At 71.7% G+C, this 16,782-nt stretch carries 15 protein-coding genes and 1 riboswitch; of the genes, 8 read left to right on the forward strand and 7 right to left on the reverse strand.

Translation table 11 applies throughout. From position 1 onward, the window contains the following. Nucleotides 1-243 precede the first annotated feature (243 nt). Nucleotides 244-1,236, forward strand: a complete 993-nt coding sequence (locus ACSDG8_RS16825) for a zinc metalloprotease (protein WP_210895595.1) — start codon at nt 244-246, stop codon at nt 1,234-1,236. Between the two features lie 72 nt (nt 1,237-1,308). Here the strand turns inward: ACSDG8_RS16825 and ACSDG8_RS16830 are convergent, their stop codons facing one another. Next, entirely contained in the window at nt 1,309-1,854 is a 546-nt protein-coding gene (locus ACSDG8_RS16830; RefSeq protein WP_210895594.1) for a pyridoxamine 5'-phosphate oxidase family protein, read from the reverse strand. A gap of 78 nt (nt 1,855-1,932) precedes the next feature. On the opposite strand from ACSDG8_RS16830, the gene dcd reads away from it, so the two are divergent. After that, entirely contained in the window at nt 1,933-2,511 is a 579-nt protein-coding gene (gene dcd / locus ACSDG8_RS16835; protein ID WP_013283324.1) for a dCTP deaminase, read from the forward strand. Between the two features lie 71 nt (nt 2,512-2,582). Here dcd and ACSDG8_RS16840 read toward each other — a convergent pair whose 3' ends face one another. Beyond that, nucleotides 2,583-3,617, reverse strand: a complete 1,035-nt coding sequence (locus ACSDG8_RS16840; RefSeq protein ID WP_210895593.1) for a C40 family peptidase — start codon at nt 3,615-3,617, stop codon at nt 2,583-2,585. Nucleotides 3,618-3,629: 12 nt separating this feature from the next. After that, a riboswitch (cyclic di-AMP (ydaO/yuaA leader) is annotated at nt 3,630-3,768 on the reverse strand. Between the two features lie 238 nt (nt 3,769-4,006). Here ACSDG8_RS16840 and ACSDG8_RS16845 point away from each other — a divergent pair. Then, nucleotides 4,007-6,040 carry an N-acetylmuramoyl-L-alanine amidase gene (locus ACSDG8_RS16845; RefSeq protein ID WP_210895592.1) on the forward strand — a complete coding sequence of 678 codons (2,034 nt, stop codon included), beginning with the start codon at nt 4,007-4,009 and terminating at the stop codon, nt 6,038-6,040. 65 nt (nt 6,041-6,105) lie between these two features. On the opposite strand, the gene ACSDG8_RS16850 is transcribed toward ACSDG8_RS16845, so the two are convergent. From ACSDG8_RS16850 to ACSDG8_RS16860, 3 genes are all read right to left on the reverse strand, one after another. Further along, nucleotides 6,106-7,116 (reverse strand): C40 family peptidase, encoded by a 1,011-nt coding sequence (locus ACSDG8_RS16850; protein ID WP_210895591.1) that lies wholly within the window; start codon nt 7,114-7,116, stop codon nt 6,106-6,108. 171 nt (nt 7,117-7,287) lie between these two features. Continuing rightward, nucleotides 7,288-8,292: a hemolysin family protein gene (locus ACSDG8_RS16855; RefSeq protein ID WP_210895590.1), complete on the reverse strand. Its 1,005-nt coding sequence runs from the start codon at nt 8,290-8,292 to the stop codon at nt 7,288-7,290. Beyond that, nucleotides 8,285-9,592 (reverse strand): hemolysin family protein, encoded by a 1,308-nt coding sequence (locus tag ACSDG8_RS16860; RefSeq protein ID WP_210895589.1) that lies wholly within the window; start codon nt 9,590-9,592, stop codon nt 8,285-8,287. The genes ACSDG8_RS16855 and ACSDG8_RS16860 overlap by 8 nt, the downstream gene beginning before the upstream one ends. 83 nt (nt 9,593-9,675) lie before the next feature. Between ACSDG8_RS16860 and ACSDG8_RS16865 the strand changes: the two genes are divergently transcribed. Beyond that, the gene (locus ACSDG8_RS16865; RefSeq protein ID WP_210895588.1) at nt 9,676-10,353 is read left to right on the forward strand and encodes a GOLPH3/VPS74 family protein; all 678 of its coding nucleotides are present in this window, start codon (nt 9,676-9,678) and stop codon (nt 10,351-10,353) included. 66 nt (nt 10,354-10,419) lie between these two features. On the opposite strand, the gene ACSDG8_RS16870 is transcribed toward ACSDG8_RS16865, so the two are convergent. Together ACSDG8_RS16870 and ACSDG8_RS16875 are read right to left on the reverse strand one after the other, a co-directional pair. Then, on the reverse strand, nt 10,420-12,618 hold the full coding sequence (locus tag ACSDG8_RS16870) for a (Fe-S)-binding protein (protein WP_210895587.1): 2,199 nt from the start codon (nt 12,616-12,618) through the stop codon (nt 10,420-10,422). A gap of 180 nt (nt 12,619-12,798) precedes the next feature. Continuing rightward, the gene (locus ACSDG8_RS16875; protein ID WP_210895586.1) at nt 12,799-13,062 is read right to left on the reverse strand and encodes a cell division protein CrgA; all 264 of its coding nucleotides are present in this window, start codon (nt 13,060-13,062) and stop codon (nt 12,799-12,801) included. Between the two features lie 230 nt (nt 13,063-13,292). On the opposite strand from ACSDG8_RS16875, the gene ACSDG8_RS16880 reads away from it, so the two are divergent. The 4 genes from ACSDG8_RS16880 to ACSDG8_RS16895 are packed head-to-tail and all read left to right on the forward strand — an operon-like array spanning nt 13,293 to nt 16,689. Then, complete coding sequence (locus tag ACSDG8_RS16880) at nt 13,293-14,099, forward strand: DUF881 domain-containing protein (RefSeq protein WP_210895585.1); 807 nt, start codon at nt 13,293-13,295, stop codon at nt 14,097-14,099. Continuing rightward, nucleotides 14,096-15,757, forward strand: a complete 1,662-nt coding sequence (locus ACSDG8_RS16885) for a class E sortase (protein WP_307856142.1) — start codon at nt 14,096-14,098, stop codon at nt 15,755-15,757. Before ACSDG8_RS16880 ends, ACSDG8_RS16885 begins: the two co-directional genes overlap by 4 nt. A 3-nt stretch (nt 15,758-15,760) precedes the next feature. Further along, entirely contained in the window at nt 15,761-16,033 is a 273-nt protein-coding gene (locus ACSDG8_RS16890) for a hypothetical protein (RefSeq protein ID WP_030500496.1), read from the forward strand. A 5-nt stretch (nt 16,034-16,038) separates the two neighbouring features. Continuing rightward, nucleotides 16,039-16,689 carry an aminodeoxychorismate/anthranilate synthase component II gene (locus tag ACSDG8_RS16895; RefSeq protein WP_210895584.1) on the forward strand — a complete coding sequence of 217 codons (651 nt, stop codon included), beginning with the start codon at nt 16,039-16,041 and terminating at the stop codon, nt 16,687-16,689. The last annotated feature ends 93 nt before the right edge of the window (nt 16,690-16,782 follow it).

The raw sequence follows: 16,782 nt of genomic DNA on the forward strand, positions 1-16,782 counted from the left end.
CCACCCCCGTGTATCCAGGTGCCCGCGCGCCACCTCGGCGAGGTGGCGGCATCGGCGGCCGGTTGACCCCGCCACCTCCCCGAGCTGGAGTGGATCAAGCACCCACCGGAGCCGGCAGGCACGAAGTTGCACGTCGGAAACGTATGGCCATTCTCAAATGCGTCGATGGGTTGTAACGTCTGCCCCACGTTTCCGCACCGGCGTGACACACCCCCTGCCACGCCGTCAGAAAGAGGTGGGCCCATGGGACTCCGTCCCAACCTGCTGACCCGGCGTACCGCCGGTGTCGCGACGTCGACCCTCGCGCTGCTGCTCAGCACCGCCGCCGTCGGCGTCGTCCCCGCTGCTTCGGCCTTCTCGGCCGCCCCGGCCGGCGTCTGCGCCGAGCCTGCTGACGCCCACGCCGACGAGCACGCGAACGCCCGCGTCGCGAAGGGCGGCAACGCCAAGCTCGACCCCAACCACCTGACCGCCAAGCAGGTCCAGGACCGGGAGGCCGACCTCGCCGCGGCGCAGCGCGAGCGGGCCAGCTTCCGGGCCGGCGCCGTCACCCCGCTGGCCACCGTGACGATCCCGGTCGTCGTGCACGTCATCCAGGAGAACAGCACCCGGGCCGGCGGCAACATCCCGGACTCGATGATCAACCAGCAGATCACCGTGCTGAACCAGTCGTACGCGGGCTCGACCGGCGGCGCCGCCACCGCCTTCGGGTTCCAGCTCACGAAGATCAACCGGGTGACGAACCCGTCGTGGTACCCGATCGTGCAGGGCTCCTCCGCCGAGCGCTCGATGAAGACCTCGCTGCGTGAGGGCGGCAAGAACACGCTGAACATCTACCTCGGCGAACTGAGCGACAGCCTGCTGGGCTGGGCCACGTTCCCGAAGCGGACGCTGGACAAGATGGACGGCGTGGTCGTGCTCAGCGAGTCGCTGCCCGGCGGCACGTCGACCAACTACAACCAGGGCGACACCGGCACGCACGAGGTCGGCCACTGGCTGAACCTCTACCACACCTTCCAGGGCGGCTGCTCCGGCTCGGGCGACAGCGTCTCCGACACCCCGGCCGAGGCGTCCCCGGCGTACCAGTGCCCGACCGGCCGCGACACCTGCTCGACCGCCGGCAAGGACCCGATCACCAACTTCATGGACTACACGTACGACTCCTGCATGTACCAGTTCACCGCCGGCCAGGCGAGCCGCATGCTCACCGCGTGGAACGCCTACCGCGCGGCCTGACCGCCTCGCACCACGTACCGGTGCCGGCCCTGTCCTCGGACGGGGCCGGCACCGTTCGTTTCGGGTTTGTGGTCAGGCGGCCGGGCGGCGGGTGTCGAAGCCGTGCCGACCGCGCCGGCCCTCCGCGGTCACCGGCTCACGCCGGGCCGGTTCGGCTCCGAGCGGGTCGAGCCACACCCGCACCTGCGGCGGGGCGGCGCCGGGCTGGGCCACCGGGTCGCGCCGGGTCAGCATCGCCGCCTCGACTGTGAACTCGAACAGCCGCCAGTCGCCATGCGGCGACGCCCGGGCGATCCGGGCCAGACGGGTCACTGTGGCCGGGTCGGTCACCGGCCGCGCGCGCCCCGCGATGTACGCCTCGTCGTCGCTCTCCTCCGGCGGGAACGAGTGCAGCGCGTAGCGGCCGTCGCGTTCGAGGTCGCGGCGCTTGGGCGAGTCGATGACGAAGCACCAGAGGCCGTCGTCGGTGATCACCGGGGAGACCGGGTGGACGCGGGGGCCGCCGTCGGCGCGGACCGTGGCGAGGTAGCCGAAGCCCGGCCCGTACTGCTGCATCAGGAGGCGGATCTCGTCGGCGAGGCGGGGCTCGTCGGCGGCGAATTCGGACCAGGAAGCCATGCGGACATCCTATCGAACACGTGTACGAAGATGTAGTGCGACACGCAGGTCACCCATACCGGTCGCTATGGTGTTCCGATGCTGCTCTCCGACCGCGACCTGGTCTCCGAGATCAAGGCCGGCACGCTTGCGCTGGAGCCCTTCGAGCCCACGCTGGTGCAGCCGTCGAGCATCGACGTACGCCTGGACCGGCTGTTCCGGGTCTTCAACAACCACCTCTACACACACATCGACCCGTCAATCCAGCAGGACGACCTGACCTCGATGGTGGAGGTGCCGGAGGGGCAGCCGTTCGTGCTGCACCCGGGCGAGTTCGTGCTCGCCTCCACGCTCGAGGTGATCTCGCTGGGCGACCAGCTCGCCGGCCGACTGGAGGGCAAGTCGAGCCTGGGTCGGCTGGGTCTGCTGACCCACTCGACCGCCGGCTTCATCGACCCGGGCTTCTCCGGTCACGTCACGCTGGAGCTGTCGAACGTGGCGAACCTGCCGATCACGCTCTGGCCCGGCATGAAGATCGGCCAGCTCTGCATCTTCCGGCTCTCCTCGCCGGCCGAGCACCCGTACGGCTCGGCCGTCTACGGGTCGCGTTACCAGGGGCAGCGCGGCCCGACGCCGAGCCGCTCCTGGCAGAGCTGGCGCACCTGGCCGACGCGCTGACGGCGTCCGCAGTTGTTAAGAAGGGCCCCCTCCTCTACCGGAGGCGTTAAGAGGGGGCCCTTCCTTACACCTCAGCCGGGCCGGCCGTAGCTGTTGATGTCGCCGTCGTCGACCCGCTTCATGGTGATGGGCTTGCCGGACTGGGAGGCGTGCACCACCCAGCCGTCACCCACGTACATCGCCACGTGGTGCAGGTCGCTGTAGTAGAAGACGAGGTCACCGGCGCGCAGGTCGGCGCGGCTGATCCGTTTCGTCACGGCATGCTGCTGGCGCGCGTTGTGCGGCAGCGACACCCCGCCCTTGGCCCAGGCCGCCAGGGTCAGACCCGAGCAGTCGAAGTGGTCCGGGCCGGCGGCGCCCCAGACGTAGATCTTGCCGATCTGGGCGCAGGCGAACTTCACCGCCGCCCCGGCCGGGCCGCCGGGATAGCCGGCCGGGCAGGGCGCCGGGCGCAGCGGGCCGCCGCCGCCCTTGCCGTACACCTTGAGCCGCAGCTTCTGCAGCTTGGCGATCTCGGCGTCGATCTGCTTCTTCTTCGCCGCGAGCTGGGCCTCGGTGCGCGCCAGGCCGGCGATCATCTCGTCCAGCGGCTTCTTCTTCGCCGCCAGCTCGTCGCGCAGCGCGGCGACGGAGCGCACCTGCTCGTGCTGCCGGTGCGCGAAGCGGTCGAGCAGCTCCAGGCCGTTGACCAGCTCACCGGGCGAGCGGCTGCCGAGCAGCACGTTGACAGTGGAGAGGTTGTCGCCCTTGTAGGCGTCGGCGGCGAGGCCGCCGACCTGGCCGAGCGCGGCGTCCACCCGGGCCTGGAGGGGTGCGATCTGGCGGCCGAGCGCGTCGGCCTGCTTGCGCCGCGCGGCGAGCTGCTCGCGTACGGCGTTCACCTGCTCGATGACCGGTTCGAGCTTGTTCCAGTCGCGGTCGATCTGGGCCTCGATCTCGGTGACCGAGGGTTCGGCGTGTGCCGCGGTGGCGCCGCCGGTCAGAACGACGGCGGTGCCGACCAGCGCGGCGAGGGCGGTGGTGAAGCGGGACCTGCGGGAACGCGGCGCGGCGCTGGACCGGTCGGTGGACCGGCTCGACGACGGCCGCGGGGCATGGAGTGCCACCGGGCGTCCGTACTCCTTCTTCAGTACCGCCTACCGGGTTAGCTGACGGATTCGGGCGGGAAGGGAGCCGCCCTACCGCAGCAGCGCTGCGGATTCACCCCAGGTACCTGGTTCCCCGGCTCGCCCGTGGGCGACTCGGCGGTGTCGGTCCGTCACCGACCGGGTTGGACGGTGAGACATGCAGCCGACGATTGACCAGAGTAGGGACCACCGTTATCGATCCGCAACTTCCAGCGGCGTGACACTCCGTACGCAATGACGGGCGCACTCCCGCACGGAGGCGAAATTTTCTTTCAATCTTGATTACCTGGCGGAAAGGTATTGACCCTCGCGGGTGCGCGGAGTGAGGGTGGGAACGCAGTGACCCCCATCCCTGTCCAGGAGGTTCGATGCACCTCTCCGCCCCGCCGTCGGGCAGACGAATACTGCTCGCCGCCGCCGTGGCCACGGCCACCGCGCTGGCGACCACCGGCCCGGTGGTCGCCGCGCCGGACGCGACAGCGCCCGCCGGCGACCGCCAACAACAGTACGCCGCCGCCGCGGCCGAGTACGGCGTGCCGCAGAATGTACTGCTCGGTGTCTCCTATCTGGAGTCCCGCTGGGACACCCACACCGGGCAGCCCAGCACCAGCGGCGGCTACGGCCCGATGCACCTGACCGACGCCGCGCACATCCTCGCCACACCGGGCAGCGCCCACGTCGACGAGGACGAGGACCCGCGCGGCGACGACTCCCGCCCGCTGAAGCTCGACCCGGCCACCGCTGCGGCCCCGAAGCGGGAGACCCCGCTGCCGAGCGCCTCGCTCCAGACGCTCGACGCCGCCGCCGCGCTCACCGGGCTCGACGCGGGCACGCTGCGGACCGACCCGGCGGCGAACATCCGCGGTGGCGCGGCGCTGCTGGCGTCGTACCAGAAGGCTCTGGGCGGGCCGGTCGGCGCCGGCACCGACCCGGCGGCCTGGTACGCCGCGGTGGCCCGCTACTCCGGCGCGGACACCGCCGACGGGGCGGCGGCCTTCGCCGACGAGGTCTACGACCAGCTCGGCCAGGGCGCCACCCGGACCACCGACGACGGCCAGCGGGTCACGCTCGCCGCCACCGCCGCGAAGCCCGACCGCTCCCGGCTGGCCCGCCTCGGCCTGCGCAACGCCGAGCGACCGGACGGGCTGGAGTGCCCGGTGCGGCTGGCCTGCGAGTGGATCCCCGCGCCCTACGAGCAGCTCAGCGACGACCCGGGCGACTACGGCAACCACGACCTGGGCGACCGGCCGAAGCAGCAGAAGATCGAGTACATCGTCATCCACGACACCGAGGGCTACTTCGGCCCGAGCGTCGACCTGGTGAAGCGGGCCGACTACCTGGGCTGGCACTACACGCTGCGCTCGGTGGACGGCTACATCGCCCAGCACATCAAGACCAAGGACGTCGGCTGGCACGCCGGCAACTGGTACGTCAACGCCAAGTCCATCGGCCTGGAGCACGAGGGCTTCGCCGGCCAGGGCACCTGGTACACCGAGGCGATGTACCGCACCTCCGCCAAGCTGGTCCGCCACCTGGCGCTGAAGTTGGGCATCCCGATGGACCGGCAGCACATCATCGGCCACGACAACGTGCCCGGCATCACCGCCGCCAACGTGGGCGGCATGCACTGGGACCCGGGACCGTACTGGGACTGGTCGCACTACTTCGACCTGATGAAGGCACCGTTCCGCGGCACCGGCACGGCGCGCACCGGCCTGGTCACCATCGACCCGGACTTCGCCACCAACCGGCCCGCGTTCACCGGCTGCAACCAGCAGCCGCCCGGCGTCCCGACGCCCCGGCCGCCGGCCGAGCCGTGCCCGTCGCGCGGTTCCTCCGCGGTGATCCTGCGGACCGCGCCGAGCCCGGACGCCCCGCTCGTCAACGACCTCGGGCTGCGCCCGGACGGCACGCCGGACACCATGTACATCTCCGACCACGGCGCCCGCGCCTCCGCCGGCCAGACGTACGCGCTCGCCGGCCGGCAGGGCGACTGGACGGCGATCTGGTACCTCGGCCAGAAGGCGTGGTTCCTCAACCCGGCCTCCGCGCCCACCGCCAAGTGGGCGACCGGCTTCGTGGTGACCCCAAGGCCCGGGAAGGCCACCATCCCGGTGTACGGCCGCGCCTACCCGGAGCAGGCCGCCTACCCGGACACCATCCCGTACCAGACCATCTCGCCGCTGCAGTACACGTTCGCCGCCGGCCAGCGGTACGCGGTCGGCGGGGTGCTGCCCGGCGAGTACTACCGGGCGGTCTCGTTCGACGGTTCCGCCCCGGGTGACCGGACCGTGGTACGCGGGAAGAACCGGTACGTGCAGGTCCAGTTCGGCCACCGGATCATGTTCGTGAACCTGGACGACGTGCTGATCCTGCCGTCCCCGGTCGGCGCGCCGCGCTGACCTTTCCACGAGAACGCGAAGGCCCCCGGTCCCTGCGGACCGGGGGCCTTTCGGTGTGACCGAGGTCAGGTGACCCGGACGAAGCCGGCGAGCGGCTGGGTGTTGATGCTCGACACCTGGACCGGCTTGCCTGTCCGGGGCGCGTGCACCATCACCCCGTTGCCGAGATAGAGCCCGACGTGATGCAGATCGGAACCGAAGAACACCAGGTCACCCGGGCGTGCCTCGGAGCGGGACACCTTGCGGCCCTCGTTCCACTGCGCGCCGGTGAAGTGGGTGAGCGAGATGCCCGCCGCCTTGTACGCGTACTGCGTGAGGCCGGAGCAGTCGAACGAGTTCGGGCCGGTGGCGCCCCACACGTACGGGTCGCCGACCTGTGCGCACGCCGTCGCGATCGCGGTACGCGCGGCGCTGCTCACCACGCCGTCGATCTTCGGGCAGCCGGCTGGGCGGATCGAGGTCACCGGCAGCATGGCGGTCAGCCGCTTGATCTCCGAGTCGATCTGCTTCTTCTTCGCCGCGAGATCGTTCTGCTGCTTGGTCTCCAGCTCGATCAGCGCGTCGAGCTTCTCCTTCTGCTTGTTGTACTCGTCCCGCACCTTGAGCACACCGGCGATCTGGCGGCGCTGGTCGTCGGCGATCCGGTCCAGCATGACCAGCTGCTCGGCCAGCGTGCCCGGCTTGGTGCTCACCAACAGCGCGCCCAGCTCCTGCGACGGGCCCTGGATGTAGTAGCGGGCCGCGATGTCGCCGACCTTGTTCATGGCGAGCGTGGAGGCCAGCTCCAGCGGCACCATCTTGTCCTTCAGCGCCTTGGACTTCTTCTGGTTGGCGCGAAGCTGCGAGCGGACCTTGTTGAACTGCTCGATGGTGGGTTCTAGCTGCTCCCACTGCTTGTCGATCTGCGCGTCGATCTCGTCCACCGACGGCGCCGCGTGCGCCGGAGCCGTCAGCATCCCGGCGCCGACCGCGGCGGCCGCGACCAGGGTGACCAGACGGCGTGCCATCCGTTGGAACCCGGCCCGCCGGCCGGGTGGAGCGCTCGGGGCGTGACGTTGAGGGGGCGTGGTTGCCACCGGCACGGACTCCTTTGCAACCGACCGCCGGGCGCCTCGCGAGAGGGAAGATTCGAGGCAGACGACCCACAGCGGTCGGTGCCCCACATTAGGGAAGGCGTCCGGTGGAATCAAGGCGACCGTTTGTTCAATCACGTATCCGCAATCGGTTGCACACCAAGGGTATTCATTTCATCTCCCGACGATGGCTGTCAATACGTCGTCGAGCGTGACCACACCCATCGGCCGCCGTCCGTCGCTGACCAGCACCATGTGGCGGCGTTCGCGGCGCATCGCGAGCAGCAGATCGGCGAGCGTACGGTCCGGCGGCACCACCGCCAGCGGCCGGTAGACATCGGCTGGCACCGGGGCCCGGCGGCTCGCGCCGGCGTATCCGAGCACGTCCTTCACGTGCACGAAACCGAGCACCCGGCGGGTGGTCCGCTGCACCACCGGGAAGCGGGACCGGCCGGTACGGGTCGCCAGCACCTCCAGCGACGCCGGTGAGACGTCCTCGGCCACCGTGGTGACAGTGGACCAGGGTTGCAGCGCGTCCGCCGCCGTACGGCTGTGCAGGGCCAGCGCGCCGGTGATCCGGGCGTGCTCCTCGGCGTCCAGCAACCCCTCGGTACGCGCCTGCGAGACCAGCCCGGCCAGTTCCTCGGCGGTGAACACGGTCTTCACCGCGTCGGTCGCCTCCACCCGCCACCACCGCAGCACCTGCCGCGACGCCCACTTCATCGCCAGCAGCAGCGGCTTGGTGACCAGGCAGAACGCCAGCATCGCCGGGCCGAGCCAGAGCGCCGAGGGCTCCGGGCCGGCCAGCGTGATGTTCTTCGGCACCATCTCGCCGACCACCGTGTGCAGGAACACGACCACTGCCAGCGCGATGACGAAGGTCACCGGGTGCACCGCCGAGGCGGGCAGCCCGACCGCGGCGAGCGGCGTCTCCAGCAGGTGGGCCAGCGCCGGCTCGGCGATCGCGCCGAGGCCGAGGGAACAGACAGTGATGCCGAGCTGCGCCCCGGCGATCATCAGCGGGATCTGGTTCATCGCGGCCAGCGCCCACCGGGCCCGCTTCGACGTCGCCGCCAGCGGTTCGATCACCGTACGCCGGGAGGCGATCAGCGCGAACTCGCTGCCCACGAAGAACGCGTTGCCGAGCAGCAGCACCACCGCGACAAGTAGCTCAGGCACCGTCGTCGGGCTCCTCGGGGCGCACCACCCGCACCTGCTCGATCCGGTGCCGGTCGACCTCCACCACCGTGAACTCGTACCCGGCCTCGTCGAGCGTCTCGCCCGGCACCGGGATGTGGCCCAGGCGCGCCATCAGGAAGCCGCCCAGCGTCTCGTACGGCCCGTCGGGCAGCCGGAACCCGGTCTGCTCGACCAGTTCGTCGGCGCGCAGCACACCGTCGGCCAGGACGGTCCGCTCGCCGCCCGGCACTGTCAGCTCCACCGGCCCGGCGTCGTCGACCGCGTCCGGGTCGAACTCGTCGGCGATCTCCCCGACGAGTTCCTCGACCAGGTCCTCCACCGTCACCACGCCGTCGGTGCCGCCGTACTCGTCCACCACGATCGCCAGGTCCGCCCCGGCGGCCTTCAGCGCGGCCAGCACCCCGTTCAGGTTGAGGCTCTCCGGCACGTACACCGGTTCCCGGGCGACCGCGGCCACCGAGGTGGCGGCCCGGCGGGCCAGCGGGACCCCCAGCGCGTCGGGCACCCCGGCGACGCCGGTGACCAGGTCGAGCGTCTCCTCGTAGACCGGGAACCGGGTCCGCCCGGTCTGCCGGGACAGGTCCAGCAGGTCGGCGACGGACGCGGTGGCGCGCAGCGCCGTGACGTCCACCCGGGGCGTCATCGCCTCGGCGGCCCGCTTGTCGCCGAAGCGGATCGTGCGCCGCAGCAGCATCGCGGTGTCCGGCGGCAGCGCGCCGGCCCGCGCCGAGATGGCGGCGAGCAGGCCCAGTTCCTCCGGGGAGCGGGCGCTGGCCAGTTCCTCCTGCGGCTCCACGCCGAGGCGGCGTACCAGCCGGTTGGCGGATTCGTTCAGCAGCCGGATCAGCCAGCCGAACGTGCGGGAGAACGCGCGCATCGGCGCGGCGGTGGCGAGCGCCGCCGGCATCGGCCGGGCCAGCGCAAGGTTTTTCGGCACCAGCTCGCCGAAGAGCATCGAGATGAGCGTGGCCAGGGCCAGCGCGAGCAGGCCGGAGAAGCGTTCCGCGCCGCCGAGCGGATGCAGCAGCGGGGCGAAGATCCGGGCCAGCGCGGGCTCGGCGAGGTAGCCGGTGAGCAGCGCGGTGAGGGTGATGCCCAGTTGCGCGCCGGAGAGCTGGAAGGACAGTTCGCGCAGCGCGCGGCGTACCGTGGCGGCCCGGCCGTCCCCCTCGCCGGCGCGCCTGTCGATCTCCGCCCGGTCGACTGTGACGAGGGCGAACTCGGCCGCGACGAAGAAGGCGTTGCCGGCGGTCAGCAGCACGAAACCGACCAGTGGCAACAGCGTCAGAAGGAGAAGGCCGTCGATGGGCGTGATTGTGGCACGGCGAGCGTCGATGGCGGGCCCCCCGTAGCGTGGCGTGCATGGACGGTCTGCTGCTCACCGACGAACTGGTCCTGCTCGCGTACGACGACAGCGGCACGAACCGCCTCGGCAGTCCGCACCTCGGCTACGGCCTCGCCGGGGCGGTGCTGCTGGAGCTGGCGCTCGCCCGGCGCGTCGAGGTGGCGGACAAGCGGCTCGTGGTGACCGATCCCGCGCCGACCGGCGTGCCGCTGCTGGACGAGGCGCTGGCAACTGTCGGCTCCGGCCGCCCGCGCAAGCCGAAGGACTGGATCGGCAAACTCGCCAGGGGCCTGCCGGAGCGGGTGCTCGACGGGCTGGTGGCCGCCGGGGTGCTGCGCCGCGAGTCCGACCGGGTGCTGCTGGTCTTCCCGCGTACCCGCTATCCCTCGCCGACCGGCGCGGAGCCGGCGGTGGAGACGGCAGCCCGGCAGCGGATGGCTGCGGCGCTCACCGGCGACGGCCCGGTCGACGCCCGGACCGCCGCGCTGCTCACGCTGACCCGCGCGGTCGGCCTGGACCGCAAGGTCTTCCGCGAGCTGCCGAAGGAGCGGGTCAAGGCCCGGATGGACGAGATCGCGGCGGGCGACTGGGCGTCGGCCGCCGTCAAGAAGGCGATCGAGGAGATGCAGGCGGCGCTGCTGGTCGCGATGACGGCCGGGACGAGCGCCGCCATCATGACCACCACGACCAGCTGAACGCGACGGCGGCGGCACCGCAGGGGTGCCGCCGCCGTCGTGGTCCGGCTCCTGCCGGGGTACGCCTCAGCCGACGCTCGGCGCGACCTCCGGCTCACCGGCCGGGGCCTCCGGCTTGACCGAGCGCAGCAGCACGCTGGCCACGTCGACCACCTCGACCTGCTCGCCCGCGCCCTTGCCGTTCACGCCGTCGTTCAGCATCGTCGAGCAGAACGGGCAGCCGACCGCGATGGTCTTCGCCCCGGTGGACATGGCCTCCTCGACCCGGTCCACGTTGATCCGCTTGCCGATCTTCTCCTCCATCCACATCCGGGCGCCGCCGGCGCCGCAGCAGAAGGAGCGCTCGCTGTTACGCGGCATCTCGGTCAGCTCGCCCTGGATCGAGTCGCCGAGCACCTCACGCGGGGCGGCGAAGATCCGGTTGTGGCGGCCCAGGTAGCACGGGTCGTGGTAGGTGACGCCGCCGTCCACCGGCTGCACCGGGGTGAGCTTGCCGGCGCTGACCAGGTGGGCCAGCAACTGGGTGTGGTGCACGACCTCGAACTCGCCGCCGAGCTGGCCGTACTCGTTGCCGAGCGTGTTGAAGCAGTGCGGGCAGGTGGCGACGATCTTCCGCTTGCTCTTCTCCCGGCCCTCGAACGCCTCGTTCAGCGTCTCGACGTTCTGCTGGGCGAGCATCTGGTAGACGAACTCGTTGCCGATGCGGCGGGCCGGGTCACCGGAGCAGGTCTCACCCTCGCCGAGGATGGCGAAGGAGACGCCGGCCTCGTTGAGCAGCGTGGCGACCGCGCGGGTGGTCTTCTTGGCCCGGTCCTCGAACGCGCCGGCGCAGCCGACCCAGAACAGGTACTCGAAGTCGTCGACCTCGCCGACCCGCGGCACCTCGAACCCGAGGCCCTTGGTCCAGTCCTCGCGGGTGTTCTGCGGGGCGCCCCACGGGTTGCCCTTGTTCTCCAGGTTGCGCAGCATGACGCCGGCCTCGGACGGGAAGCTCGACTCGATCAGCACCTGGTAGCGGCGCATGTCGACGATGTGGTCCACGTGCTCGATGTCCACCGGGCACTGCTCGACACACGCGCCGCAGGTGGTGCAGGACCAGAGCACGTCCGGGTCGATGACGCCGCCGTCCTCGGCGGTGCCGATCAGCGGCCGGTCGGCCTCGGCCATGGCGAGCACGTCGACGCCGGCCAGCTGCTCCTGCGTCGCCTTCTCCTCGCCGGTGAGGTCCTTGCCGCCACCGGCCAGGAGGTAAGGCGCCTTGGCGTACGCGTGGTCGCGCAGGCTCAGCACCAGCAGCTTCGGCGACAGCGGCTTGCCGGTGTTCCAGGCGGGGCACTGGGACTGGCAGCGGCCGCACTCGGTGCAGGTGCTGAAGTCGAGCAGGCCCTTCCAGCTGAACTGCTCGACCTGGGCGACACCGAACTGGTCCTTCTCCGGGTCGGCCTCTTCGAAGTCGAGCGGCTTGCCCTCGCTGGTCATCGGGCGCAGCGGGCCGAGACCGGAGCCGGCCGCCTTCTCCGGGTCGCGCTTGAAGAAGATGTTCGGGAAGGCCAGGAAGCGGTGCCAGGCCACGCCCATCGTGACGTTCAGCGAGATCACGATGAGCCAGGTCATCGAGATGCAGATCTTGATGAGGGCGGCCACGCTGACGCCGGCCTCCCAGTTGGGGAGCACCGAGCCGATCGCGTGGCTGAGCGGGGCGGCCCAGACCGGGTACTCGAAGTGGTCGGTGGCGACCTTGAAGCCCCGGATCACGAACCCGAAGATCAGGACCAGCAGGACGACCCACTCGACGAAGTAGCCCTGCCACATGCTCGAACCGGTGAACCGGGACCGGTTCTCCGCGCGGCCGGGACGGTTGCGCAGGCGGATCGCCATCAGCACCAGGATGCCGGCCAGGCCGAGGATGCCGATCCACTCGGTGACCAGACCGAAGATCGTCCAGTGCCCGATGATCGGCAGCCCGCCGCCGGTCGAGACCACCTCGAAGTAGGCCTCCAGCACCAGCAGCGACAGCACGATGAAGCCGACCATCACGAACCAGTGGGCGGCGCCGACCACGCTCCACTTCAGCATGCGGGTGTGACCGGCGGTCTCCACCAGCATCTTCGTCGTACGCGCGCCCTTGTCGCCGAAGCGCTCCGGCGCGGGCTGACCGAGCCGGATGACGGCGGTCATCTTCATGACCGCGCGCACCGCAAGCCACACCGCGACAGCGGTGATGGCGGCCGCGAGGATCGTGGTGACGATCTGGACGCTGCCCATCGAGTTGGCCTCCCGGTCTGCTGCTTTGTCCGTGCAGCCTACGCGCAAGGTTACCCAGCAGTAACGTGAGTCTTCTCGCACCAGGCCACGCCGCCCTGCGCACACCTTAGGTGTAGCGGCGACGAAGCGCCTGGCAGGGGCGGCGTGGCGTGACCTACGCCCGTTCTACGGGCGGCCGGCTCAGCGCCAGCGGGAGAGCAGGATCAGCGAGGAGACCATCGCGCCGAAGCCGACCGCGAGGTTCCAGTAGCCCCAGCTGGCGACCGGGTACGCCTGCTCGGACAGGTAGTAGAGCACCAGCCAGCCGATGCCCACCACGATCAGCGCGACCGCCGTGACCGGCAGCCAGACCGGGCTAGGCTTACGCGTCGACGCCGTCGCCGTCGGACGAACGTCCGTGGGCGGGGTGTACACCTTCTTCTTGCGGACCTGAGACTTGGGCACGACGCTCTCCAGAGGGGGGTACGACCTCGTCCGGCCTGACAACCGGGCGCGAGGGCGACGGTCCATGGCCAATAATGTTCGACAGCTAGCGTAGTCCCGACGGACCGTCCAAGCCACGAATGGGGCCAGGCCGGTGCACTCAGTAACCGGAAAGAGCGGACTTTCCGGGTCGATCAGGTCGGTTCGCATCGGCGCGAGCCGGAACGAGACGACGGGAAAGGGAACGCCCGGTGGAGTACACGTCCGGCGCCGCCTCCTGGCAGAAGGTCCTCCGCCGCGCGGCAGCCGCCCTGCTGCCCCGGCGCGCCCGCCAGCGCCGTACCGGCTGGTCGATCGGCGTACCCCTGATCGCCGCCGCGGCCGGGCTGCTCTTCACCACCACGGCCACCACCGCGGGCGGCACCTCGCTGCGTGAGGACCGTCGCCCCCAGCTCACCCAGCTGATCGAGGACCGCCGGGAGGAGGTCGCGGCCAGCGAGGCGAAGGCCGCCCGGCTCCGCACCGAGGTGGAGGAACAGACCGCCGCGCTGGCCGGCGCCGACGGGCCGATCAAGACCGAGCGGGACCGGGCCGCCGCGAGCCGGCAGGCCGCCGGGTTCACCGCGCTCACCGGCAGCGGCGTGACGGTCGAGCTGAACGACGCCGACCGCCGGCCCGACCAGCCGCTGCCCAAGGGCGCCAGCAACGACGACCTGGTCGTGCACCAGGGCGACGTCCAGGCGGTGGTCAACGCGCTCTGGGCCGGCGGCGCGGAGGCCATGTCAATCATGAACGTGCGCGTGCTCAGCACCAGCGCGGTACGCTGCGTCGGTAACACCCTGCTGCTGCACGGCCGGGTGTACTCCCCTCCTTTCAAGATCGTGGCAATCGGCGACCCCGCGGAACTCCAGCGGGCGCTCGCCGCCTCGGAGGGAGTGCGGGTGTTCAAGGAAGTGGCCGACCACTACCAACTCGGCTACGTCGAGCGCGTCTCCACAGTCACCGTGCCGGCGTTCGAGGACTCCACCGCCTTGCAGTCGGCGACGGTGCCCCGGTGAGCGGCGGCGACCCCCGGGACCGCCGCGGCCACGACCGCCAGGAGGAGCCGACCGCGTTCCTCCCCAAGGTCGAGCGCCCGGCCCCGGCGTCGCCGCCCCCGCTCGACCTGCCCTGGCCCGACGCCGGACCGTCGCACGCCGCCCCGGCGCGACGGGGCCCGTTCCCACCGACGCCCGCCCCGCCACGGTCCGCTCCGCCGCCGACCGCCCCGCCACGGACCGCACCGCCGCCGCCCTGGCCGGGCAACCAGGCCCAGCCGCCGGCCGGCCCGCATCACGCCGAGGCCGACCCGCGGTTCCGCCCCTCCGGTGGCGGGGTTCCCGAGTCCGCGCCCCGTTCACCCGGCCGTCCGGGCGCGGGCGGGTCGGGTCCGGCGCGCTTCGCCGGACCGGCCGGACCTGGCACCGGCCTGCCGGGCGGCCCACCGCACCACGCGGCGGCGCCCCAGCGTGCCCCCGGGATGCGTCCCGGCGATGTCCCGCCCGGGACGGGCGAGCGCCCGATGCGGCCGGGCGCGTACGGAGCGGCGGCGCACCAGCACCCTGCCCGCCAGGCCGGCGGCGCACTTCCGCCGGAGCGCGGTGGGCGCGGAGGACAGCCGCCGCAGACCGGCGCGCAGCCGTGGGAGAGCGCCGGCCGGCCACCGGAGACCACCGGGCGGCCGCCGGGGGGCGAGGGACGGCAGGCAGCCGGTCCGCCCGGCGTACCCCGGTTCGGTGGCCCGGCCGACGCGGACCGGACACCGCCGGTCGACCCGGGCGCGACGGCGGTGCTGCCCCCCGTCACGCGCCCGCCCGCGGACCCCCGGATGGACGCCACCGGGCTGATGGGGGCGGTGCCTCCGGCGCCGGACGGGGCGGACGGCGGCGACGAGTCCTCGGGCGAGCCACCCCGCCCCCGGCGCGGTGAGCGGGTGGTGCAGTTGCGGCCCGAGCAGACCGGCGAGGGCTACCGGAGCGTCTACTCCGAGTTGACCCGCCCCACCGCCGGCTCCCGGCTGCGCACCGTCGTACGCGGCGCCGGCGAACTGCTGATCACCTTCGGCCTGGTGGTGCTCCTCTTCGCCGGCTACGAGATCTGGGGCAAGGCGGTCATCGTCGACGCCCACCAGAGCGACCTGAACAGCCAACTCGCCCAGGAGTGGGGCGCGGACCCGACTGTCGCCCCGACCACCGGGCCGACGGTGAAGCCGAAGCCGCCGGCCAACGGGAAGCCGGTCGCCGGCCTCTACATCCCCAAGTTCGACAAGCACTGGGTGGTGGTCGAGGGGGTCACCCCGAACGACATCCGGTACGCCCCGGGCCGCTACCCGGACAGCGCCATGCCCGGCGAGGTGGGCAACTTCTCCGTGGCGGGCCACCGAATCCGCTCCACGTTCTGGCGGCTGGACGAACTGAAGACCGGCGACGCCATAGTGGTCGAGACCCGCACCGACTGGCTCGTCTACCGCGTCTACGAGCAGCGCATCGTCAAGCCGTCCCAGGTGGAGGTGGTCGCGCCGGTGCCGGGCAAGCCGGGCCAGAAGCCCACCGAGAAGCTGCTCACGCTCACCACCTGCAACCCGAAGTTCGACAACTACCAGCGGCTGATCATCCACGCCCGGCTGGACACCGTCCAGGCCAAGTCGGCGGGCCGCCCGGCCGAGCTGGAGACGTGAGCCGTGTACTCCTGGATCTGGCGCAAACTTCCCTTCGGGCTGCCCGGAAAGCTGATCGGCTCGCTGCTGCTGGCCACCGCCACCGTCGCGCTGCTCTGGTTCGTGGTCTTCCCGTGGGCCGAGCCGCTGCTGCCCTTCGACGACGTGCAGGTCACCCAGGACTCCGGCGTACCGGGCGACGGCGGGCTCACCGAGCCGACCGGGCTGCCCGGCGACGAGGAGCTGCCGTACAGCACCGAGACGAACAACGCCCCGCCCCCCACCCCGAACAGGTGACCCCGATGCGTGTCCTGGTGATCGACAACTACGACTCGTTCGTCTTCAACCTCGTGCAGTACCTCGGCCAGCTCGGGGCCGACTGCGACGTACGGCGCAACGACGAGATCGACGTCGCCGAGGTGGGACGCGTCGGCGTCGGCGGCATCCTGCTGTCGCCCGGTCCGGGCAGCCCGGACCGCGCCGGCATCTGCCTGGACGTCATCCGGGAGTACGCCGGCAAGCTCCCGATCTTCGGCGTCTGCCTCGGTCACCAGGCGATCGGCGAGGCGTTCGGCGCCACCGTGGCGCGTGCGCCGGAACTGCTGCACGGCAAGACCTCCGAGGTACGCCACGACGGCGTGGGCGTGCTCGCCGGCCTGCCCGACCCGTTCACCGCCACCCGCTACCACTCGCTCGCCGTACTGCCCGAGACGCTGCCAGACGAGCTGGAGGTCACCGGCCGGACCGGCTCCGGCGTGGTGATGGCGATGCGGCACCGTACGCTGCCGATCGAGGGCGTGCAGTTCCACCCGGAGTCGGTGCTGACCGAGGGCGGTCACCTGATGCTGGCGAACTGGCTGGCCGCCTGCGGCTTCCCGGCGGCGTTGGAACGCGCCCCGGAGCTGGCCGCCGAGGTCGACGCCCGCCGCCGGGCCGCCTTCGCCGCAGCCTGACCCACACGTCCGGGCCCGGGTCCGGGCCACACCCCGACTCGCCCCGTCGATCATGAGGTTGACGGCATCCGCCGTCCGATTTGTCGCCGTCAA

This window comes from Micromonospora sp. LA-10 (genome assembly GCF_051853095.1).
Classification (GTDB): domain Bacteria; phylum Actinomycetota; class Actinomycetes; order Mycobacteriales; family Micromonosporaceae; genus Micromonospora; species Micromonospora echinospora_A.